This is a genomic window from Prescottella equi (assembly GCF_002094305.1).
Classification (GTDB): domain Bacteria; phylum Actinomycetota; class Actinomycetes; order Mycobacteriales; family Mycobacteriaceae; genus Prescottella; species Prescottella equi.
The window spans coordinates 702865-724546 of sequence record NZ_LWTX01000002.1 but is presented as its reverse complement, the minus strand read 5'-3'; the positions used below and the strand labels follow the sequence as shown (position 1 = coordinate 724546).

Sequence of the window (21682 nt, the reverse complement as noted above, 5' to 3'; positions counted from 1 at the left end):
ACTTCGAAAAGTAGAACAAGTTCTCCCCGTCGGGCAAGGACCCGGTGGGTTGATATTTGCCTAGTCTTTCCCTGATCGACGCTCTGTGATTCAATGCATGTAGAACGTGTTCCACATCACTTCGCGGACCTGACCGCGAGGGCAGGAGACAGCAGTGGCGCAGCCCAACATTCCCGCAGGGTTCGACTTTACGGACCCTGACATCTACGCACACCGGATCCCGGTCGCAGAGCTCGCCGAGGTTCGGAAGACTCAGCCGGTGTACTGGGTCGAGCAGCCCGACGGCGTCGGTGGTTTCAACGACGGCGGCTACTGGCTCGTCACCCGACACGAGGACATCCGTGATGTCTCGCAGCGCAGCGACGTGTTCTCCACCTGGGAGAACACCGCTATCCCGCGCTTCAACGACGACATGGAGCGTGCGCAGATCGAGCTGCAGCGCTTCGTGCTCCTCAACAAGGACGCGCCGGAGCACACCAAGCTGCGCAAGCTTGTCGCCCGCGGCTTCACGCCCCGTGCGATCAACGGGCTCAAGGCAGAGCTGAAGTCGCGCGCCGAGGCCATCGTGAAGGCTGCCGCCGAGGAAGGCAGCGGCGACTTCGTCACCCAGGTCGCCGCGGAGCTGCCGCTGCAGGCCATCGCCGAACTGATCGGTGTGCCGCAGGAGGATCGCGGCAAGGTCTTCGAGTGGTCCAACCAGATGACCTCGTACGACGACCCGGAGTTCGCGGACATCGATCCGGCTGCCGCGTCGATGGAGATCCTCGGCTACGCGTACCAGATGGCCGAGGAGCGCAAGAAGAACCCGGCCAACGACCTCGTGACCACGCTCATCGAGGCGGACGTCGACGGCGACGAGCTCAGCGCCGAGGAGTTCGGCTTCTTCGTCATCGTGCTCGCGGTCGCCGGCAACGAGACCACTCGCAACGCCACGACGCACGGCATGAAGGCCTTCATGGACAACCCCGAGCAGTGGGAGCTGTTCAAGAAGGAGCGTCCGAAGACGATGGCCGACGAGGTCATCCGCTGGGCCACCCCGGTCGCGTCGTTCCAGCGCACGGCGCTGCAGGACACCGAGATCGGCGGCGTCGCGATCAAGAAGGGCCAGCGCGTGGTGATGAGCTATGTCTCGGCCAACTTCGACGAGGAAGTGTTCGACGATCCGCACAAGTTCGACATCACGCGCGATCCGAACCCGCATCTGTCGTTCGGCGGCACCGGTGCGCACTACTGCCTGGGTGCCAACCTCGCCCGCATGGAGATCGAGCTGATCTTCAACGCGATCGCGGACTTCCTGCCGGACATCACCGAGGCCGGGGACACCCGCCGCCTGCGCTCCGGCTGGCTCAACGGCATCAAGGAGTACCAGGTGGACTACAAGACCGGCGGTTGCCCGGTCAAGCACTAGCTTCGACGCACACCACAGGCGCGGTGGCGCCGGCGAGTTCCCTCATCCCTCGTCGGCGCCACCGCTCTGTGTGGGGACGAATTCGGGGCGTGACGGTGCCGTGAACAGGGGAGTGGGACAACGAGAGTGGGGCGGTCACCGAAATCGGTGACCGCCCCACTCTCGCCGTGCGGTATAGCTCAGAGTTTCTTGAGCGTCTTCATCGCCCGCTCGACCTCCCAGAAAGCCCGCAACGACTGCAGTTTGCCTTCCTCGTCGACGCGGTAGACGAAAACGCCTTCGGCATCGATCTGGTTGCCGGCGACGACTGTTCGGATCGTGCCGATGTTGACGTTCTCGTTGCCGCACACCAGCGAGTCGTTCACGATGAACTCGAGCGAGTCGGTGTTCGCGATCGTCATGTCGTAGAACTTCGAGATGGCCTCCCGGCCGTGGTGGCCCTTGCCCTCGGGATCGAAGCCCGAGGGGCCGACGGGGTCCTCGACCCAGCCGTCTTCGGCGAACAGATCGAGCCACTCCTCCTTGCGCTTTCCACTCGCGGCGGACTGTGACGCCTTCGCGGCGATGCGCGCAGGATGCTCGGTTCCGGTTGTCGTCATACCGTGCTCCTAGTGGATGTACTGATCGGCGAACTTGCGCAGCGAATCCTGCTTGGCCTCGAGCGGGGCGTCGAATCCGAGGCCGTCGAAGATCCACGGGACGACGATGCTGTCCGTGATTCCGGCCTCGGCCATCTCGGCGTAGCCGTCCTTGCCGAACCGGTCGATGCACACCGCCTGGATCTCGAAAGGCAGTTCTGCGCGGCCGTATTCGGCGCGGAGTTCGTCGAGGCGGGCCATCGTGGCGACCAGGTCGTCGAACTTCATCATCGCCGACGTCCAACCGTCGCCGATCCGGGCCGCGCGCTTGAGCGCGACCTCGGTGTGGCCACCGACGTAGAACGGCACCGGCTTGCTCGGTGCCGGGCTCATCTGCAGGCGGTCGAAGTCGAAGAACTCGCCGTGGTACTCGACCATGCCGCCGTCGAGGACGAGCTTGATGATCTCGATCATCTCGTCGACGCGAGCGCCGCGTTTCTTGTAGGGAGCGCCGCACCACTCGAACTCCTCCGGTGCCCAGCCGATTCCGACGCCGAACCCGAAGCGGTTGCCGGTGAGGTTCGCCACCGAACCCACCTGCCGCGCCAGCAGCAGGGGGTTGCGGGAGCCGAGCTTGAGGACGTTGGTGTAGAAGCCGATGGTGCTCGTGACAGCGCCCATCGCGGCCGCCGCGATCAACGGGTCCACCCACGGTGTCTCGGCATTCCACATGCGCGAGCCGTCGGGGGTGTACGGGTAGTCCGCGGCGGCCGTCTCCATGAAGAACAGGGAGTCGGGCAGCGCGATGTTCGCGAAACCAACTTCCTCTGCGGTCTGTGCCAGGGCGGTCAACTGGTCCAGCGGGCTCATCGCGATGCCGACTGTGAACTTCATGGGGAAACCTCTCTAGTTGGTCGGACGGTCGGCGCCGACCACCCACATCGCGAAGTACTGCGAGCCGCCACCGTAGGCGTGGCCGAAAGCCTTACGGACACTGTCGACCTGGTGGTCGCCCGCGCGTTCCATGACCTGCATCGCGGACTCGGCGTAGCGGATCATGCCGGACGCGCCGATCGGGTTGGACGAGAGCACACCGCCCGAGGCGTTGACCGGAAGGCGTCCGCCGAGGGCGGTCTCGCCGGCCTCGGTGAACTTCCAGCCCTCGCCCTCGGGCACGAACCCGAGGTTCTCGAGCCACATCGGCTCGAACCACGAGAACGGCACGTAGATCTCCGCCTCGTCGATCTCGGTGAGTGGGTCGGTGATGCCCGCGGCCTTCCACAGCGCGGCCGACGCGTCCCGGCCGGCCTGCGGATTGGCGACGTTGCGGCCGGCGTACGACAGTGGCTCGGTGCGCATCGACGTGGCGTGGATCCACGCCACCTTGCGGCCACCCGCGACGACCTCCTCCGCGGCGGCTTCGTTGCCGATGACGATCGCGCAGGCGCCGTCCGACGACGGGCACGTCTCGTCGTAACGGATGGGGTCCCAGAGCATCTGGGACGCCTGCACCGACTCGACCGTGATGTCGGGCTGCTTGAGGTGTGCGTACGGGTTGAGGGCGCCGTTGCGGCGGTCCTTGACGGCAACCATCGCGCCGATGTGGTCGGGGGCGCCCGACCGGCGGATGTACGAGCGCACGTGCGGGGCGAAGAAGCCGCCCGCGCCCGCGCCGACCGGCATCGTGAACGGCACCGGGGTGGACAGCGCCCACATCGCGTTCGACTCGGACTGCTTCTCCCACGACACGGCGAGAACGCGCTTGTGGACACCGGCCTGCACCAGGCTGGTCGCGACGTTGCCGGTCGACGCGCCGACCGAGCCGGCGGTGTGCACACGCAACAGGGGCTTGCCCTGCGCGCCCAACGCATCCGACATCGCGAGCTCCGGCATCATCGAGCCCTCGAACAGGTCGGGGGCCTTGCCGATGACGATGGCGTCGATGTCGTCCCAGCCCACCTGGGCGTCGGCCATCGCGCGGTCGATCGCCTCGCGGACCAGGCCGGCCATCGTGACGTCGTGACGCTTGGCGACGTAGTACGTCTGGCCGGTGCCGAGGACGGCGGCGAGTTGCTTGGCCATATCAGTTGCGTCCTTCCATGACGGCGACCAGGTTCTGCTGCAGCACAGGGCCACTGGTGGCGTGGGCGAGGACGCGCTGCGCGTCGCCGCTCATGATCGAGCGGGCCGCGTAGCCGATCCGCTCGAGTCCGCCGGAGAACATCGGGTTACCGGTGAGGGGTCCACCCGACGGATTGATCGTGGTGGTGTCGGTCAGGCCGATCGCCTCGCGCAGGATGATCTCCTGATGCGTGAACGGTGCGTGCAACTCGGCGACGTCGATGTTCGACACGTCGCCGCCCGTCGCGGCACGAGCAGCCGACGCCGTCGACGGCGACGTCGTCAGATCGCGCGAGCCGATGTTGGGCGAGTCGATCCGGTGCTCGATGCCGGTGATCCACGCCGGTCGCTCGCACAGCTCGCGGGCACGGTCGCCGCGGGCCAGAATGATCGCGGCCGCGCCGTCGGTGATCGGCGCGCAGTCGTGGGCCCGCAGGGGATCCGCGACGTACTCGGAGGCCAGCAGCGTCTCGATGTCGACGTCACCGGAGATCTGAGCGTCGGGGTTGGACTTCGCGGCAGCGCGGCTGCGCTGGGCGATCGCCGCCATCTCCTCCGCGGTCCACTTTCCGGACTCGAGGCCGAGTCGGGCCTGCAGGCCCGCAACCGACACCGAATCCGGCCACAGCGGTGAGACGAGGTACGGATCCATCTGCATCGCCAGGATCTGACGAAGGTTGCCGGCCGAGGACTTGCCGAAGCCGTACACCAGCGCGGTGTCCACCTCGCCGGTCATGAGCTTGACCCAGGCCTCGTACAGCGCCCAGGCGGCATCCATCTCGACGTGCGACTCGTTGATCGGCGGCACGGCGCCGATCGAGTCGATCGCGGAGATGAACGAGAAGGAGCGTCCGGCCAGGTAGTCGGACGATCCGGAGCACCAGAAACCGATGTCGGACTTGGTGATTCCGAGGTCGGAGTACAGCTCCTGGAAACAGGGGACCAGCATCTCGACACCGTTGGTGGTGCCGGTGGTCTCGCGCACATGGGGGGCCTGTGCGAAGCCGACGACTGCAATGTCTGTCATGTTCTCGAGGCTCCTAGAGATGGTGCTTGTAGCTGTCGTAGTCCGCGTCGGGCTCACCGCTCGGACGGAAATGGGAGACGTTGCGGAGCGAGTACTCCCACTCCTCCTTGGGCCGCCACACGGCTTCCACGCGCATGCCCATCCGGACCTCGGCCGCGTCGACGTCGAGGATCAGGTGCAGGAACGGGATGTCCGCGCCGTCGAGCAGCACGTAGGCCGCGACGTAGGGAGGCTTGATCTGCTGGCCGAGGAACGGGACGTTGACGATGCAGAAGGTCGTGATGGTGCCCTTGTCGGACACCTCGACCTGCTCCTTGGTGGGCATGCCGTCGGTGGGGTTGGCTCCGCGCGGCGGCACGTAGACCTTGCCGTTCGCGTCGGTGCGGCCGCCGATGATCTTGCCCTCCATCAGGCCGCGCAGGTAGTAGGTCTCCTCGAACGACGCGGTGTGCGTGTAGTGCAGGTCGATCGGGGTGACGATGTCGGTCACCGGATCTCCGGTGGAAACGGTTGCGGTGGAATCGGTATCGCTCTCACCGGGCTCGAAGCACGCGATGTCCTGGATCCGGCCGGTGCGCTCGTCGGCCCACCGCACCCGCACCCGCATCCCGGTGCTCATCGCCTCGGGGGAGCCGGCGTCCACGGCGTGCAGGATCGAGGTGTCCGCGCCGTCGAGCTTCACCAGCGCCCAGGCGAACGGGTGGCTCAGCGGCTGGCCCTCGATGGGCTCGGGCATCCACGACCAGCTGACGACCGTTCCGGTGTCGGAGACGTCGACGAAGTCGGTCATCGGCTCGTGCGTGGCCGGGTCGAATTCCGGTGGCGGCACGTGGACGCGGCCGTCGGAACCGCGGGCGCCGATGACCTTTCGGTCACGAAGAGCCGTCACGAACGCTCCGATGGTCGGCCCCACCGATCGGGTGTAGTCGAATTTCAGATTAAGTGGTGCTCTCAGTGGCTGCTCGGCCACTCCGCTCTTTCCAGGGGTCACGGAATCGAGTAGAACAGGTTCTTATTAATGTGGCAAGGGACACATTCGTTCTGGGAAAACACGGAGGCGCTCGATGAAGTTGGGGTTACAACTCGGGTACTGGGGTGCGCAGCCGCCGGCCAACGCGCAGGAACTGGTGAACGAGGCCGACGCCTCCGGATTCGACGCGGTCTTCTCCGCCGAGTCGTGGGGTAACGACGCCTTCACCCCGCTCGCGTGGTGGGGGTCGAGTACCGACCGGATCCGCTTGGGCACCTCGGTGGCTCAGATGTCGGCCCGTACCCCGACGAACTGTGCGATGCACGCCCTCACCCTCGACCACCTCTCCGGCGGCCGGGCGATCCTCGGTCTGGGTGTGTCGGGCCCGCAGGTCGTCGAGGGCTGGTACGGACAGCCGTTCCAGAAGCCGCTCGCCCGCACCCGTGAGTACGTTTCGATCGTGCGCCAGGTCCTCGCACGCGAGGCTGCGGTGCGGGGCGACGGACCGCACTACCCGTTGCCCTACACCGGTTCCGGCTCGATGGGTCTGGGCAAGCCGCTCAAGCCGATCACGCACCCGCTGCGCGCGGACCTGCCCATCTGGCTCGGCGCAGAGGGGCCGAAGAACGTTGCGCTGACGGCGGAGATCGCGGACGGTTGGCTCGCGATCTACTACACCCCGCGGCTGGCGCCGATGTACAACGAATGGCTCGACGAGGGATTCGCGCGCGCCGGGGCACGTCGGAGCCGGGAGGATTTCGAGATCGCAGCCACGTGCCAGGTGGTCGTCACCGACGACCGGCAGGCCGAGATCGACAAGCTTCGGCCCATCACCGCGCTCTATGTCGGCGGTATGGGTGCGGCCGAGATGAACTTCCATGCCCAGGTGTACACCCGAATGGGTTACGGCGACGAGGTCAAGGAGATCCAGAAGCTCTTCCTGTCCGGCCGCAAGGCCGAGGCGGCGGCGATCGTGCCGGACCAGATGGTCACCGACACGATGATCATCGGCAACCGGGACGAGGTGCGCACCCAGGTCAAGGAGTGGGAGGACGCCGGAGTCACGATGCTGCTGGTGACGTGCCGCAACGTCGAACACATGCGCGAGCTCGCAGAGGCCGTCGGAACCGTCTGATCCGGCCATGTGAAAAGGCGCGGCCCGTGACGTATCACCGTCACGGGCCGCGCCGTTCGCTGTTGTGCTCCGAGATCAGCGCGGCGCCATACGGATCGCGCCGTCGAGGCGGATCACCTCGCCGTTGAGCATGGGGTTGGAGACGATGTGCGCGGCGAGCGAGCCGTACTCGGCGGGATCACCCAGGCGCGACGGGTGCGGAACCTGCTTGCCGAGGGACTCCTGCGCGGGTTCCGGGAGTCCGGCGAGCAGCGGGGTCTTGAACAGGCCCGGCGCGATGGTGACGACGCGGATCAGCATCGACGCGAGGTCGCGGGCGATCGGCAGCGTCATGCCCACGACGCCGCCCTTGGACGCGGAGTACGCCGCCTGGCCGATCTGCCCGTCGAACGCCGCGACGGACGCGGTGTTGATGATGACGCCGCGCTCGCCCTCGATCGGGTCGGTCTTCGCGATGCGCTCGGCCGCCAGGCGGAGCACGTTGAACGTGCCTACCAGGTTGATGTTGACGACGCGCTGGAACTCCGCGAGCGGGAAGGCGCCCTGCTTGCCGACCGTCTTGATGGCGTTGCCGATGCCGGCGCAGTTGACCGTGACGCGCAGCGGGCCGAGGGATTCGGCGAGATCCAGCGCCGCGACCACCGAGGCCTCGTCGGTGACGTCGCCCGCCGCGAAGCGAACGCGGTCGCCGAGTTCCTTCGCGACGACCTCGCCGTTCGACGACGGCAGGTCGAGGATGACGACGCTGGCCCCCTGGTCGTGCAGGGCCTTGACGGTGGCCAGGCCGAGGCCGGAGGCGCCGCCCGTCACGAGTGCAACGCTGTCCTTGACGATCATGCGTGTTCCTTTCGGATCTGCTTCTGTTTCAAAGTCGTTCGATGATGGTGGCGTTGGCCATGCCCGCGCCCTCGCACATGGTCTGCAGACCGTAGCGTCCGCCGGTCGCTTCGAGGTGATTGACGAGCGTGGTGAGCAGCCGTGTCCCGGACGAGCCGAGCGCGTGGCCGAGTGCGATGGCCCCGCCCAGTGGGTTGAGCTTGGCGGGATCGGCGCCCAGTTCGTGTGCCCATGCCAGCGGGACGGGCGCGAAGGCCTCGTTCACCTCGTAGGCGTCGAGATCGTCGATGCCGAGCCCTGCCCGGCCGAGGACCTTGCGTGTCGCGGGGATCGGCGCCGTGAGCATCATCAGTGGATCGTCGCCGAGTACCGCGAACGAGTGGAATCGGGCGCGCGGCGCGAGATCGAGTTCTGCGGCGGCTTTCTCGCTCATGATGAGCACCGCCGACGCGCCGTCGGTGAGCGGTGAGGAGTTCCCGGGCGTGATCTGCCAGGGCGCGTCGGGGAATCGGGCGGCGAACTCGTCGGTGCGGAACGACGGGCGCAGCCCGGCGAGTCCGTCGGCGGTGGTGGAGCCGCGGACCGTCTCGTCGACGCGATGTTCGGTTCGGCGTCCGTCGGCGTCGGTGACCGCGATCGGCACGATCTCCCGGTCGAAGGCGCCGCTCGCCGCGGCCGCCGCGGCGCGCTGGTGGGACTGCGCGGCGTACGCGTCGAGGCTCTCGCGGTCCAACTTCCACTTCGCGGAGATCAGTTCTGCCGAGATGCCTTGGTGTACCAGGCCTTCGGGGTAGCGGGCGGCGATGCCCGGCCCGGAGGCGTCCTGGCCGATCGGGGAGGTGCCCATCGGGATCCGGCTCATCGACTCGACACCGCACGCGATCACGATGTCGTAGGCGCCGGCGATCACGCCCTGCGCGGCGAAGTGCGCGGCCTGCTGGCTCGATCCGCACTGCCGGTCGATCGTGGTGGCCGGCACCGACTCGGGGAAACCCGCCGACAGCAGGGCGGTCCGTGAGATGTTGAGGGCCTGTTCACCGACCTGCTGTACGCAGCCGCCGATGACGTCGTCGACCCGGACGGGATCGAGACCGTTGCGGTCGACGATCGCGCGCAGTACGTGCGCGAGCAGTTCCACCGGGTGGGTTCCGGACAAGGCGCCACCGGGCTTGCCCTTTCCGGACGCGAGTCGAACCGCGTCGACGATGACTGCCTCGGCCATGGGCCCATCCCTTCCTCGAATCCAGCTTACTTATCGCTCGCTAAGTGGGTACCACGTGAGAACGTGCCAGGTCAACGGTTGGCGCGGTCAGCGCGCGGGCGCGACCATCTTCGCTGCGATCGCGGCGTACTTGGCGGCGACGGCCTCCGGGCCGAGCTCGCCTTCCGCGTGGTACCAACGGGGAATCGCCTGGCACATGCCCAGGACGGCGCGCGTGGTCTCGGCGGGGTCGTCGACGTCGAACGCGCCGGACTCGACGCCGTCGCGCACGACGTCGAGGACGATCGTCTCGATGCCCTTGCGGACGGTGCGGTACCGCTCGTAGTTGTCGCCGGTCAGATACCGGGCCTCGCCCTCGATCGCGGCCAGGCGGGCCCGGTCGGTCATCCGCAGGACGATCGCGGTCACCACGTTCGCCAGGCGACGGGCGGGGTCGCCGTCACCCGCCTCGTCGGCGGCCCGGGCGCGGGCGAGGACGTCGCCGGTACCCAGTTCGACGAGCGCGACCAGCAGGCCTTCCTTGCTGTCGTAGTGGTAGTACAGCGCGGGCACCGTGACACCGACGCGGCGCGCGATGTCGCGGACGGAGGCGCCGTGGAAACCCTTCTCGTAGAACGCATCGAGGGCAGCCGACAGGATCGGCGACAGTTCGAGGGGTTCGAGCCGCCGCCATTCCGGCCGGGACTTCTCACCTGCGGCAGTGCCCATCGGCCGTCCCACCTGTCGATCGTCGGTCAGTGCCCGTCGACAATACGCGGGTTCGTCCGCCCGTCCCCGCAACGGCTGAAGGGTCCCTTCGTGCGCTCGCAGCGCATGAAGGGACCCTTCAGCTGAAAGTGGTGGTGCTACTTACCGGTGAACTTGGGGGCCCGCTTCTCGGCGAACGAGCGCGGACCCTCCTTGGCGTCGTCGCTCTTGAAGACGGCCATGCCGATCTGGGCCTCGAGTGCGAAGGCCTCTTCCTCGTGCATGCCCTCGGTGACGCGGATCGTCTTCAGGATCGCCTGGACCGCGATGGGGCCGTTGGCGGCGATCTGCTCGGCGATCTCGAGCGCCTTCTCGAGAGCCTGGCCGTCGGGGACGATGTGCCCGACGAGGCCCAGCTCCTTGGCTTCGGGGGCCGGCACGGTGCGGCCGGTGAGCAGGATCTCCGCGGCGAGGGTGTACGGGATCTGACGGACCAGGCGGACCGCGGATCCGCCGAGGGGGAACAGTCCGAGGCGGGCCTCGGAGACGCCGAATCGGGCGCTCTCGCCGGCGACGCGGATGTCGGTGCCCTGCAGGATTTCGGTGCCGCCCGCGATGGCGGGGCCTTCTACGGCTGCGATGAGCGGCTTGGTGAGCCGGCGGCCCTTCAACAGTGCCGGAAGTCGGGTCACGTCCATCCCGCCGGTGAACTTGTCGCCCGGAGCGTTCCGGTTCATCTCCTTGAGATCCATTCCCGCGCAGAACGTGCCGCCGGCGCCGGTGAGGATCGCGACCCGGATGTCGGGATCGGAGTCGATCCGGTCCCAGGCCTCGACCATGATCTCCATCATCTCGCCCGAGAGGGCGTTGCGCGCCTCGGGGCGGTTCATCGTCACGATCAGGACGTGGCCGCGCTTCTCGACCAGGCAGTGGGGCGATTTCGCCGAAACGTCTGTATTTACCGCGGTTTCGGTGGACACTGGTGACTCCTGATATGTGTGTGAGCTGAGTCTCTAATTGGGTCTTGTCAGCGACAGTAACACGTTCTACTTTGTTGACGTGGCCATTAATATCGCAGACCTTGTCGAACACTCGATCGATCTCAATCCCGATCGCCTCGCTCTCGTGGACGCCGATCGCGAGCTCACCTTCGCGCAGCTGGAGGAGAAGGCCAACCGTCTGGCCAACTACCTGCGGGATCACGGTGTCGGGCCCGGCGACAAGGTGGGTATCTACAGCCGGAACACGATCGAGGCGATCGTGTCGATGGTCGCCATCTTCAAGGCGCGCGCGATCATGGTCAACGTCAACTACCGGTACGTCGAGAACGAGTTACAGTACATCTTCGAAAACTCGGACATGGTCGCGCTCATCCATGAGCGCCGCTACAGCGACAAGGTCGCGGGCGTCCTGCCGAACACCCCGCTCGTGAAGACGGCCATCGTCGTGGAGGACGGCACTGATCTGGACTACTCGTCGTACGGCGGGGTCGAGTTCGAGCAGGCACTGTCGCAGGGCTCGCCCGAGCGCAACTTCGGCGAGCGCAGCCCCGACGACATCTTCATCCTCTACACCGGTGGCACCACGGGAATGCCCAAGGGCGTCATGTGGCGGCACGAGGACTGGTGGCGTGTGCTCGGCGGCGGCGTCAACTTCGTCACCGGTGAATACGTCGAGGACGAATGGGAACTGGCGAAGCTCGGCGCCGCGCATCCGGCGATGGTTCGCTTCCCGATTCCGCCGATGATCCACGGGGGCTCCCAGTCCGCGGTGTTCCACAGTCTCTTCGGCGGTGGCACGCTCGTCATGCACCCCGAATTCGACGGTCACGCCGTGTGGCAGGTCATCGACCGCCACAAGGTCAATCTCATCTTCATCACTGGTGACGCCATGGCGCGTCCGATGATCGACGCGCTGATCGCCGGCAACCCGGAGACCGGTGAGCCGTACGACCTTTCGTCGCTCTACGTCATCGCGAGCAGCGCGGCCCTCTTCTCGCCGGCGCTCAAGGAACAGTTCCTCGACCTGCTGCCCAACCGTCTGCTCACCGACTCGATCGGCTCCTCCGAGACCGGCTTCGGTGGTCTGGCCACGATCACCAAGGGCTTCGAGCACACCGGCGGTCCGCGCGTGAAGATCGACGCCGCCACCGTCGTCATCGACGACGAGGGCAATCCCGTCACCCCGGGCTCCGGCCAGGTGGGCCTTCTCGCCCGCAGCGGACACATCCCGCTCGGCTACTACAAGGACGAGGAGAAGACCAAGGCAACCTTTAAGACGCTCAACGGAGTTCGCTACTCGATCCCCGGCGACTATGCGACGGTCGAGGAGGACGGCACCGTCACGATGCTCGGCCGCGGCTCGGTCTCGATCAACAGCGGCGGCGAGAAGATCTACCCCGAAGAGGTCGAGGGTGCGGTCAAGTCGCATCCCGACGTCTTCGACGTCCTCGTCGTCGGCGTGCCCGACGAGCGCTGGGGCAACCGTGTCGCCGCGGTCGTGGCGCCGCGTCCGGGCACCCGGCCCAGCCTGGCCGACATCGTCGACGCGGCCCGCAAGGAGATCGCCGGGTACAAGGTTCCGCGCAGCCTGTGGCTCGTCGACGAGATCAAGCGCTCGCCCGCCGGCAAGCCGGACTACAAGTGGGCCACCGCGCAGACCCAGTCGCGCGAGGCCGACGACCACTACACCAACGGCAAGGACGCCTGATGCACACCGATCTCGCTGAGAAGTTCGGCATCCAGTACCCGATCTTCGGCTTCACGCCGTCCGAGCACGTCGCGGCGGCGATCAGCCGCGCCGGCGGGCTCGGTGTCCTCGGGTGCGTGCGGTTCAACGATCCGGACGAACTCGAGGCCACCCTCACCTGGATGGACGAGAACACCGACGGCAAGCCGTACGGCGTCGACATCGTGATGCCTGCCAAGGTGCCCACCGAGGGCGCCGCCGTCGATCTCGACAAGCTCATTCCCGCCGAGCATCGCGCGTTCGTCGACCGCACGCTGGACGAACTGGGTGTCCCGCCGCTGTCCGACGACGTCGAGCACGCTACCGGCGTCCTCGGTTGGCTGCACTCGGTGGCACGTTCGCACGTCGACGTCGCGCTGAACCATCGAATCGCGTTGATCGCCAATGCCCTCGGCTCGCCCCCGAAGGACGTCATCGATCTCGCGCACGAGAAGGGTGTGCCGGTGGCCGCGCTCGCCGGCGCGGTGGATCACGCGCGCAGCCACGTCGAGAACGGTGTCGACATCGTGATCGCGCAGGGCTACGAGGCCGGCGGGCACACCGGTGAGATCGCTTCCATGGTGCTGGTTCCCGAGATCGTCGACGCGATCGGTGATTCCGCGGGCGTGCTCGCAGCCGGCGGCATCGGCAGCGGACGCCAGGTCGCGGCGGCCCTCGCCCTCGGCGCGTCCGGGGTGTGGATGGGGTCGTACTGGCTCACGACGAGCGAGTACAAACTCGGCAGTGCGGCCGACGGACCGTCGTCGATCCAGCGCGCCCTGCTCGGCGCGACGTCGGCCGACACCGTTCGCTCCCGGATCTACTCGGGCAAACCGGCCCGACTGCTCAAGACCAAGTGGACCGACGCCTGGGCCAAGCCCGACGCACCCGACCCGCTGCCGATGCCGCTGCAGAACATCCTCGTCAGCGAAGCGCACCAGCGCATCTCGGCGGGAGACGATCCCGAGGTGGTCGCGATGCCGGTCGGCCAGATCGTGGGCCGGATGAACGAGATCCGCCCGGTCGCCGAGATCATGGCCGAACTCGTCGCCGGGTTCGACGCGACGGTCTCACGCCTCGACGGACTGAAGAGCTGACCAGAGCCCGACGCGACAGCGCCCCCGGAACCATGTTCCGGGGGCGCGGTCGTCGTGCCGGGAGATCGTGCGATCAGGCGTCGGCGGTCTGACGTTCGAGCGTGAGGGCGAGTTCCGGCGTGAGCCGCACGAACTCGTCCTGACCTCGATCGCGCAACCACACCGGCTCGGCGCAGTGCCAGCGTTCGGCGCTGAGTGTGCGCGTCACGACCTTGAACGTCGCGGTCCGCGGGAACTCCGAGCACACCCGCACCAGCGTCGGCCGCTGCTTCGGTCCGAGATCGGACTGCTCGTCCAGGAAACGAGCGAACGCCGTCGGGTCGAAGCCCTCCGCGTCGCCGGCGGGGATGACCGCTGCCATCACCCGGTCGCCGACCTCGCGGTCCGGCACGCCGTATACCGACACCTGCGCGAAGCCGGGGTAGCGGAGCAGGATCCGCTCGATCGGTGCGGCGCCGAGATTCTCGCCGTCGACGCGCAGCCAGCCCGAGCTGCGGCCCGCGAAGTAGACGAATCCGTCGGCATCGCGGTACGCCTGGTCGCCGCTCCAGTACATGCCGTCGCGCAGGCGTTCGGCATCCGCTTCCGGATTCTTGTAATAGCCCGCGAACGCGCCCGGACCCGTCACGTTCACCATCTCGCCCGTGGCCTCCTCGGCGTTGATGAGACGGCCGTCTGCGTCGAACTCGGCAGGGGGACACACAGTTCCGGTGTCGGGATTGCGGATCTCGACGGTCGGCGGCAGCATGCCCAGCGCGCCGACCGGAGCGTCGGGGTGCGCCGAGATGGACACGCCGCCCTCGGTGGAGCCGAAGCCGTCGACGACGCGGGTACCGAAGCGCCGGGCGAACTCACGGGCGACCGGGGCCGAACCCTCGTTCCCGTACATGACCCGAAGGGTGTTGTCGGCGTCGTCGGACCGCTCGGGCGTGGCGAGGATGAACGACAGCGGCTTGCCGACGTAATTAGCGTACGTGACGCCGTAGCGGCGGACGTCGGGCAGAAATCCGGATGCGGAGAACTTGCGACGCAGGGCGATTGCGCTCCTGCCGCTCAGCGCCACCGACCATGCCGCGATCATCGCGTTGGAATGGAACATCGGCATCGCCATGTAGACGACGTCGTCCGTGGAGAGCCCGAATCGCTCCGCCAGCATGATGCCCGGCTCGGTGAACTTTCGGTGAGTGCAACGCACGGCCTTCGGATCACCACTGGTGCCCGATGTGAAGATCAGCATCAGCAGGTCGTCGAGGTCCGCAGTCGGCGCGATCGCGGGAGACCCGGCGAACGGCCGCAGGAGGTCGGGCCACTCGGGCGAGTCGACGTTGATCACGCGCACCCCGCCGAGATCGATCCCGTCGAGCAGATGCGCCTGGGTGTTCTCGGTGAACACGACCTGGCAGTCGGACAGTGCGATGTCCCGGGCGAGGGCGTCACCGCGGCGGGTGGTGTTGAGGCCGGCGAGGACAGTACCGGAGTATGCCGCCGCGCCCAGGAGGGAGGAGAACTCGGGGATGTTGTCGAACAGCACGCCGAAGTGGCGCGGACGATCGGCGTCGAGCAGCTCGTCGAGAAGCGCCGCACGGTCGTACATTCCGTGGACGTGATCGGTCCACGGAATGTACGACTCCTCGAATCGGATTCCGTGCGAGTCGACGTCGCGAAGCTGCTCGAGCAGATCCGCGACGGTGGGTGTCACTGTCATGCCCACATCATGACCTGTGTGACGCCCGTCATGCTCGACCATTTCACTGTGTGGGACTGCTTGCGCGCGTGTCGGTTACGCAGGCATGGCGGCAAGCTCGGCGCCCAGTCTGCGCAGCTGGTCGGATGCCGAGCCGAGCAGGAATTCCTGACGCTTCGCGGCGAGGAAGTACCGGTGCACGGGGTGGTCCTCATCGAGTCCGACGCCGCCGTGAACGTGCACGACCGTGTGAGCGACGCGATGGCCTGCATCGGAGGCCCAGAACTTGGCCGTCTCGATCTCGCCCTCGATGGGCAGGCCCTCGGCGAGGCGGAAAGCGGCCTGCCACAGCGTGAGTCGTACACCCTTGACGTCGATGTACCCGTCGGCGAGGCGCTGGGCGACGGCCTGGAAGCTTCCGATCGGCCGGTCGAACTGGATGCGCTCGCGGGCGTACTCGGCGGTCATCTTCAAGGCCTGGTCGAGTACGCCGAACTGGAAGGCGCTCGAGCCCACGGAGCCACGGCCGACGATCCACTCGACGATCTCCGTCCCGCGCTCGACCGATCCGAGAACACGGTCGCCGTCCACGCGGACATCGGCCAGCTCGACCATGCCGGTGCAACCGAAGTCCGTCGTCTGCTGGCGGGTCACCGTGACTCCGGCGTCGTCGGCTCGGACGAGGAACACCACGGTGCCGCGGTCGGTCGCGGCCGGGACCAGGAACAGGTCCGCGACCGGTGCACCGTCGACGACGATCTTGGTGCCGCGCAGGGTCCAGCCGTCGGCCGTCCGCTCGGCCCGGGTGGCCGGTGCCGCGGGGTTGTCGTTGAGTTCTTCGGCCAGGGCGGCGGCAAGGATCTTCGCGCCTGCGCCGGCCGGTGCTGCCCACTCCGAACGCTGTGCGTCCGAGCCGAACTCCGCGATTGCTCCCGCTGCCATGACGATCGACGACAGATACGGGACCGGGGCGACGCCGCGCCCCAGCTCGATCAGGATGCTGCACTGCTCGAGGATGCCGAAGCCGTCGCCGCCGACGGATTCGGGCAGGGCGGCGCTGAGTACGCCGGAGGTCGCGAGCGTGTCCCAGAGTTTGCGGTCGAAACGATTCTCCGCGGAATCGAGTTCGCGCAGACGCTCGTTGGTGACGATGTCGGCGACGATGCCGTTCGTGAGGCCGGCCAGGTCCTGCTGGGCCTCGGTGAGGGTGAAGTCCATGTCGGTCGTCCTTCCTTATCGCTTCGAGGCCGGCTGGCCGAGGGCGGTCATCGCGATGATGTCGCGCTGGACCTCGTTGGTGCCGCCGCCGAAGGTGAGGATCAGCGCCGAGCGGTGCATCCGCTCGAGGCGGCCGCGGAGCTGGACGCCGGGGGAGTTCTGCCGGATCGTGGCCGACGGGCCCATGATCTCCATGAGAAGGCGGTACGCCTCCGTCGCGAACTCGGTGCCGAACACCTTGTTGGCGGACGCGGCCTCGGGGCCGGGGGCGTGGTCCTCGGCGGAGGCGATCTCCCAGTTCATCAGCTTCAGATACTCGGTCTTGGCGTGCACGCGGGCGAGATTCATCTGCACCCACTCCTGGTCGATCACGCGACGGCCGTCGGCCAGCTTGGTGTTCTGTGCCCATTCGCGCACTTCCTGGAGTGCGGTCATGACCGGTCCGGCGGAGGTGAGCGCGACGCGCTCGTGGTTGAGCTGGTTCGTCACGAGGCGCCAGCCGCCGTTCTCCTCGCCCACCAAGGAGGTCTGCGGCACGCGCACGTCCTGGTAGTAGGTGGCGCTGGTGTCGGGGCCGGCCATCGTGTGCACCGGGGTGTACGAGAAGCCCTCGGCGCTGGTCGGCACGATCAGCATCGAGATACCGCGATGCTTCTTGGCGTTCGGATCGGTACGGCATGCCAGCCACACGTAGTCGGCGTACTGGATGAGGCTCGTCCACATCTTCTGGCCGTTGATGACGTAGTCGTCACCGTCCTTCACCGCGGACGTGCGCAGCGACGCGAGGTCGGTGCCCGCTCCCGGCTCGGAGTAGCCGATGGAGAAGTGCAGCTCGCCGGCCGAGATCTTGGGCAGGAAGAACGCCTTCTGCTCGGGGGTGCCGAAATGCATGATGGTCGGCGCGACCGAGTTGATCGTCAGGAACGGCACCGGAGCGCCCGCGATCGCGGCCTCGTCGGTGAAGATGAGCTGCTCCATCGGAGAACGCTCCTGGCCGCCGTACTCCTTGGGCCAGCCCAGAGTGAGCCAGCCATCCTGGCCCATCTGCTGGACGACCTCGCGGTAGACGTTGCCCTCGCCGTACTCGCCGGTGGTCGCGGCCAACGCCTCGCGGCGCTCGGGGGTCATCAATTTCGCGAAGTAGCTTCGCAATTCCTCCCGCAGCTGCTGCTGCTGCGGGGTGTAGGTGATATCCACGTGCATTTCTCCAATCCAGGACTATCGTCGGCGTCGATTTCGACCGATACGACCCGGATTTCTGGAATGATCGCGGACACTGCTGATCGTGTACGAGGCTGTGACAGCGGCCTTTCCGTGACCGGTGCGGACCGTGCGGTCGGCGCCTACAGGAGGGTTGTCCGAATCATTGCACAGCAGTGAAACGGGTTCTAGTCTTATGGCGAAGTCTCGTGGCGCCACAGCCCGGCGCGTCAGGCTTCGGTCCGGTCTTTCGAACGAACGTGAAATGAGGAACCGTCATGGAGGTAAGGGTCGACAGGGACCGCTGCGAGGCCAACGGTGTCTGCGTCGGAATCGCTCCCGACATCTTCGATCTGGATGACGACGAAGAGCTGATCATCTCGGCCGCCGTTCCTCCGGCCGACCGGGAAGCGGACGTGCGTTCGGCGATCGCGCAGTGCCCGCGCGCCGCGCTCACCGAGCACTAGAGCCACCCTTGCGGCCAATGTAGAACACGTTCTACATTGGCCGCTGTCGTCGACAGCCGCGGCGATGAGGCACCGACCGGCGCGAGGCCGGTCGACGTCACGGTTACGGGAGTGCGTAGATGAGTGCAGGCAGCAATCGCGAGGTCAGCTTGGAGGGCAAGGTCGCGATCGTGACCGGGTCGGGATCCGGTCTCGGACGGGCCGAGGCGATCGGTCTGGCCCAGTCGGGCGCTGCCGTGGTCGTCAACGACCTCGCGATCAACGACGCGGTCGAGTCCACGCTCGACGAGATTCGCACCCTCGGTGGCAAGGTCGAATTCGTCGCGGGTGACGTGGGCGAACGGTCCACGGCGGATGCCCTGATGTCGGCGGCCCAGGGCCTGGGCGGCGTCGACATCGTCGTCAACAACGCGGGAATCGTCCGCGACCGCATGCTTTTCGGCATGTCCGACGAGGAGTGGGATCTCGTCCTCAAGGTGCACCTGCGTGGTCACTTTCTTCTTTCCCGGAATGCGGCCACCTTCTGGCGCGACAAGTCGAAAGCGGACGGTGCCCCCGTCTACGGCCGACTGATCAACACGTCGTCGGAGGCGGGGCTGCTCGGGCCGGCCGGGCAACCGAACTACGGCGCCGCGAAGGCCGGCATCACCGCACTGACGTTGTCGGCGGCGCGTGGCCTGTCGCGCTACGGCGTGCGGGCCAACGCCATCTGCCCGCGCGCGCGGACCTCGATGACGGAGTCCGTCTTCGGTGACGCCCCCGAGGGGCAGATCGATCCGCTCTCGCCCGAGCATGTCGCGGCGCTGGTCTCGTACCTGGCGTCCCCCGCCGCGGACAAGGTCAACGGGCAGGTCTTCGTCGTCTACGGCCCCATGGTCGCGCTGATGGCCGCACCGGTCGTCGAGCAGCGCTTCGACGCGGACGCGCAGTGGACGCCTGCCGGTCTCGCCGACGAGATGGGCGCGTACTTCGACGACCGCGATCCCGAGCGCATGTTCTCGGCCTCCGAGGCGCTCAAGTCGCTGGGCTGATCGCGCCCTGCCCGGATGCGGACGATCCCGCAATTCCCCGCGTAACGGGGGATTGCGGGATTATCGATACAGCCGGTAGGAAAGGCGACAAGATGGGCTGGACGCCGGTGTGTCCCTCGGCGTCGCTCGGTCGGCAGCCGCTCCGGCGACGGTTCGCTGTGGAACGCTGTACTGGTGTCTAGAACCTGTTCCAGTTCGATGATTGCGACGAGATCTCGGAACGATAACCGAGGCTGCCGAGGCGCTGCGGTCGGTTATTCATCGTCGGCGCCGGCGCGGGCGCCTTCAACCTTCGCGCCCAACTCGTGTGCGTCGACGAAACTTCGCGCGTCTGCGCAGCTGAATGCGGGTGATCGTCCACCCTCGGTGAGCGTGCGAGAGCGCGCGGTCCGTCCCGCTCTCGGTGTCGCCCGGCCGCTTCTGCGTGGACTCCCGGCCGACTCCGGCCCTTGCTTGCGGTCGGTTTCAGGACGTGCCGTCGAAATCTTTGACAGGTGAACACGTTCTAGTTAATATGACCTGGGTCACAGAGCGTTTGTCCTGTTCGGACGCCCTGGGGGGTGCGTCGTGTCGCGAGTGCTCGCGGCCACGCATCGAACGTCCATGACAAGGATTTGTGAGGAGGGAAACGTGGTCGACCTCCTCGAGGTACCCCTGCGGGCGGCAGGCGGATTCTTCGCGATGTCGGCGGACACGCTGCGCGCGGTCTTCTCGCGCCCGTTCCAGCGGCGCGAGTTCGTCGATCAGGCGTGGTTCGTCGCGCGGGTCTCGATGGTTCCGACGGTGCTCGTCGCGATCCCGTTCACCGTTCTGGTGAGCTTCACGATCAACATCCTGTTGCGGGAGATCGGCGCGGCCGACCTCAGTGGGGCCGGTGCCGCTCTCGGCGCCGTCACACAGGTCGGCCCCATCGTCACGGTGCTCATCGTCGCGGGTGCCGGCGCCACCGCGATCTGCGCGGATCTCGCAGCCCGAACAATTCGTGAAGAGATCGACGCCATGCGCGTGCTGGGCATCAATCCGATCCACCGCCTCGTGGTGCCCCGTGTCCTCGCGTCGACCGTCGTCGCCCTGCTGCTCAACGGTCTCGTCTGCACGATCGGTATCCTCGGCGGCTTCCTCTTCTCGGTGTACGTCCAGGACGTCAACCCGGGTGCGTTCGTCAACGGCATCACGCTCCTCACCGGTTTCGGCGAACTTATGATCTCGATGCTCAAGGCTGGATTGTTCGGCATGATCGCGGGGCTGATGGCCGCGTATCTCGGCATGAACGTTCGCGGTGGAGCGAAGAGTGTCGGTGACGCCGTCAACCAGACCGTCGTGTTCTCGTTCATGGCGCTGTTCGTGGTCAACGTGCTCATCACCGCCATCGGCATCAAGTTGACGTCCGGGTGAGTGACAGGGTGGTGAAGTAGATGGCTCTGGTGGCATCGGGACGTTTCGTCCGCACTCGACGGCGCATCGCGCGCACATCGCGCTCGGTGGACCGCGTCGGTGAGCAGGCACTGTTCTTCTGGCGTGCTCTCGCGTGGTCCCCGCGTGCCCTCCTGCACTACCGGAAGGAAGTGCTGCGGCTCATCGCCGAGATCAGCATGGGCACCGGCGCGCTCGCGGTCATCGGCGGCACCGTGGTCATCGTCGGGTTCCTGACGCTGTTCACCGGCGGCACCATCGCCGTCCAGGGCTTCAGCTCGCTCGGAAACATCGGCGTCGAGGCGCTCACGGGCTTCTTCGCGGCATTCATCAACGTGCGTATCGCCGCACCGGTCATCGCGGGTATCGGCCTGGCGGCCACCATCGGCGCGGGCTCGACCGCGCAGCTCGGTGCGATGCGGGTCTCCGAGGAGATCGACGCCCTCGAATCGATGGCGATCCCGTCGATTCCGTACCTCGTCTCGACACGGGTCATGGCCGGCATCATCGCGATCGTCCCGCTCTACTCGCTGGCAGTCATCGCGTCGTTCGTCGCGAGCCGTTTCGCGACGGTGGTGCTCAACGGACAGTCAGGCGGCGTCTACGACCACTACTTCTCGACGTTCCTGATACCGACGGACATCCTCTGGTCGTTCGTGCAGGCAATTGTGATGGGTGTGGCTGTGATGCTCATCCACACCTACTACGGCTTCAATGCCAGCGGTGGACCGGTGGGTGTGGGCGTGGCGGTCGGCAACGCCGTCCGGGCCTCGCTCATTGCAGTCGTGACCGTGACCCTGCTGATCTCGCTGGCGATCTACGGCCAGTCCGGCAACTTCAACCTCTCGGGATAGGCGGAG

20 protein-coding genes are annotated in these 21682 nt (G+C 67.0%); 8 read left to right on the top strand and 12 right to left on the bottom strand.

The features are described from left to right. Positions 1 to 154: 154 nt before the first annotated feature. Positions 155 to 1408, top strand: coding sequence for a cytochrome P450 (locus tag A6I89_RS08945; RefSeq protein ID WP_005515546.1), 1254 nt, complete (start codon positions 155 to 157; stop codon positions 1406 to 1408). 179 nt (positions 1409 to 1587) lie between these two features. Here the strand turns inward: A6I89_RS08945 and A6I89_RS08940 are convergent, their stop codons facing one another. Genes A6I89_RS08940 through A6I89_RS08920 form a run of 5 tightly spaced genes read right to left on the bottom strand, consistent with a single transcriptional unit; the run spans position 1588 to position 6125 of the window. Continuing rightward, complete coding sequence (locus A6I89_RS08940; RefSeq protein WP_022594090.1) at positions 1588 to 2007, bottom strand: nuclear transport factor 2 family protein; 420 nt, start codon at positions 2005 to 2007, stop codon at positions 1588 to 1590. A gap of 9 nt (positions 2008 to 2016) precedes the next feature. Next, positions 2017 to 2880, bottom strand: coding sequence for a TIGR03619 family F420-dependent LLM class oxidoreductase (locus A6I89_RS08935; protein ID WP_013414872.1), 864 nt, complete (start codon positions 2878 to 2880; stop codon positions 2017 to 2019). 12 nt (positions 2881 to 2892) lie between these two features. Next, complete coding sequence (locus A6I89_RS08930; protein WP_005515543.1) at positions 2893 to 4068, bottom strand: thiolase domain-containing protein; 1176 nt, start codon at positions 4066 to 4068, stop codon at positions 2893 to 2895. 1 nt (position 4069) lies between these two features. Next, entirely contained in the window at positions 4070 to 5134 is a 1065-nt protein-coding gene (locus A6I89_RS08925; RefSeq protein WP_013414873.1) for a thiolase domain-containing protein, read from the bottom strand. A 13-nt stretch (positions 5135 to 5147) separates the two neighbouring features. Continuing rightward, the gene (locus A6I89_RS08920) at positions 5148 to 6125 is read right to left on the bottom strand and encodes a Zn-ribbon domain-containing OB-fold protein (RefSeq protein ID WP_080668357.1); all 978 of its coding nucleotides are present in this window, start codon (positions 6123 to 6125) and stop codon (positions 5148 to 5150) included. A 73-nt stretch (positions 6126 to 6198) separates the two neighbouring features. On the opposite strand from A6I89_RS08920, the gene A6I89_RS08915 reads away from it, so the two are divergent. After that, positions 6199 to 7239: an LLM class F420-dependent oxidoreductase gene (locus tag A6I89_RS08915; protein ID WP_022594097.1), complete on the top strand. Its 1041-nt coding sequence runs from the start codon at positions 6199 to 6201 to the stop codon at positions 7237 to 7239. 75 nt (positions 7240 to 7314) lie between these two features. On the opposite strand, the gene A6I89_RS08910 is transcribed toward A6I89_RS08915, so the two are convergent. The 4 genes from A6I89_RS08910 to A6I89_RS08895 form a co-directional block, all read right to left on the bottom strand. Beyond that, on the bottom strand, positions 7315 to 8076 hold the full coding sequence (locus A6I89_RS08910) for a 3-hydroxyacyl-CoA dehydrogenase (RefSeq protein WP_005515537.1): 762 nt from the start codon (positions 8074 to 8076) through the stop codon (positions 7315 to 7317). Positions 8077 to 8104: 28 nt separating this feature from the next. Beyond that, entirely contained in the window at positions 8105 to 9298 is a 1194-nt protein-coding gene (locus tag A6I89_RS08905) for an acetyl-CoA C-acyltransferase (RefSeq protein ID WP_060934517.1), read from the bottom strand. 87 nt (positions 9299 to 9385) lie between these two features. Beyond that, the gene (locus A6I89_RS08900) at positions 9386 to 10006 is read right to left on the bottom strand and encodes a TetR/AcrR family transcriptional regulator (RefSeq protein WP_005515533.1); all 621 of its coding nucleotides are present in this window, start codon (positions 10004 to 10006) and stop codon (positions 9386 to 9388) included. A gap of 137 nt (positions 10007 to 10143) precedes the next feature. Next, on the bottom strand, positions 10144 to 10965 hold the full coding sequence (locus A6I89_RS08895; RefSeq protein ID WP_022594107.1) for a crotonase/enoyl-CoA hydratase family protein: 822 nt from the start codon (positions 10963 to 10965) through the stop codon (positions 10144 to 10146). 79 nt (positions 10966 to 11044) lie between these two features. Here A6I89_RS08895 and A6I89_RS08890 point away from each other — a divergent pair, with 79 nt between their 5' ends. Both A6I89_RS08890 and A6I89_RS08885 read left to right on the top strand, forming a co-directional pair. After that, the gene (locus A6I89_RS08890; RefSeq protein ID WP_022594109.1) at positions 11045 to 12694 is read left to right on the top strand and encodes an acyl-CoA synthetase; all 1650 of its coding nucleotides are present in this window, start codon (positions 11045 to 11047) and stop codon (positions 12692 to 12694) included. Then, positions 12694 to 13809, top strand: coding sequence for an NAD(P)H-dependent flavin oxidoreductase (locus A6I89_RS08885; RefSeq protein ID WP_022594111.1), 1116 nt, complete (start codon positions 12694 to 12696; stop codon positions 13807 to 13809). The genes A6I89_RS08890 and A6I89_RS08885 overlap by 1 nt, the downstream gene beginning before the upstream one ends. 73 nt (positions 13810 to 13882) lie before the next feature. Here the strand turns inward: A6I89_RS08885 and A6I89_RS08880 are convergent, their stop codons facing one another. From A6I89_RS08880 to A6I89_RS08870, 3 genes are all read right to left on the bottom strand, one after another. After that, on the bottom strand, positions 13883 to 15514 hold the full coding sequence (locus A6I89_RS08880) for a long-chain-fatty-acid--CoA ligase (protein ID WP_022594113.1): 1632 nt from the start codon (positions 15512 to 15514) through the stop codon (positions 13883 to 13885). A gap of 75 nt (positions 15515 to 15589) precedes the next feature. Beyond that, positions 15590 to 16711, bottom strand: coding sequence for an acyl-CoA dehydrogenase family protein (locus A6I89_RS08875; protein ID WP_022594115.1), 1122 nt, complete (start codon positions 16709 to 16711; stop codon positions 15590 to 15592). Positions 16712 to 16726: 15 nt separating this feature from the next. Further along, entirely contained in the window at positions 16727 to 17908 is a 1182-nt protein-coding gene (locus A6I89_RS08870; protein ID WP_372440038.1) for an acyl-CoA dehydrogenase family protein, read from the bottom strand. 281 nt (positions 17909 to 18189) lie between these two features. Here A6I89_RS08870 and A6I89_RS08865 point away from each other — a divergent pair, with 281 nt between their 5' ends. The 4 genes from A6I89_RS08865 (at position 18190) to A6I89_RS08850 (ending at position 21676) form a co-directional block, all read left to right on the top strand. Next, positions 18190 to 18378, top strand: a complete 189-nt coding sequence (locus A6I89_RS08865) for a ferredoxin (RefSeq protein WP_005515523.1) — start codon at positions 18190 to 18192, stop codon at positions 18376 to 18378. A 119-nt stretch (positions 18379 to 18497) separates the two neighbouring features. After that, positions 18498 to 19409 (top strand): 3-oxoacyl-ACP reductase, encoded by a 912-nt coding sequence (locus A6I89_RS08860; protein ID WP_005515522.1) that lies wholly within the window; start codon positions 18498 to 18500, stop codon positions 19407 to 19409. Between the two features lie 630 nt (positions 19410 to 20039). Next, positions 20040 to 20804: an MlaE family ABC transporter permease gene (locus tag A6I89_RS08855; protein ID WP_022594117.1), complete on the top strand. Its 765-nt coding sequence runs from the start codon at positions 20040 to 20042 to the stop codon at positions 20802 to 20804. 20 nt (positions 20805 to 20824) lie between these two features. Continuing rightward, the gene (locus A6I89_RS08850) at positions 20825 to 21676 is read left to right on the top strand and encodes an MlaE family ABC transporter permease (RefSeq protein WP_022594118.1); all 852 of its coding nucleotides are present in this window, start codon (positions 20825 to 20827) and stop codon (positions 21674 to 21676) included. Positions 21677 to 21682 lie beyond the last annotated feature (6 nt).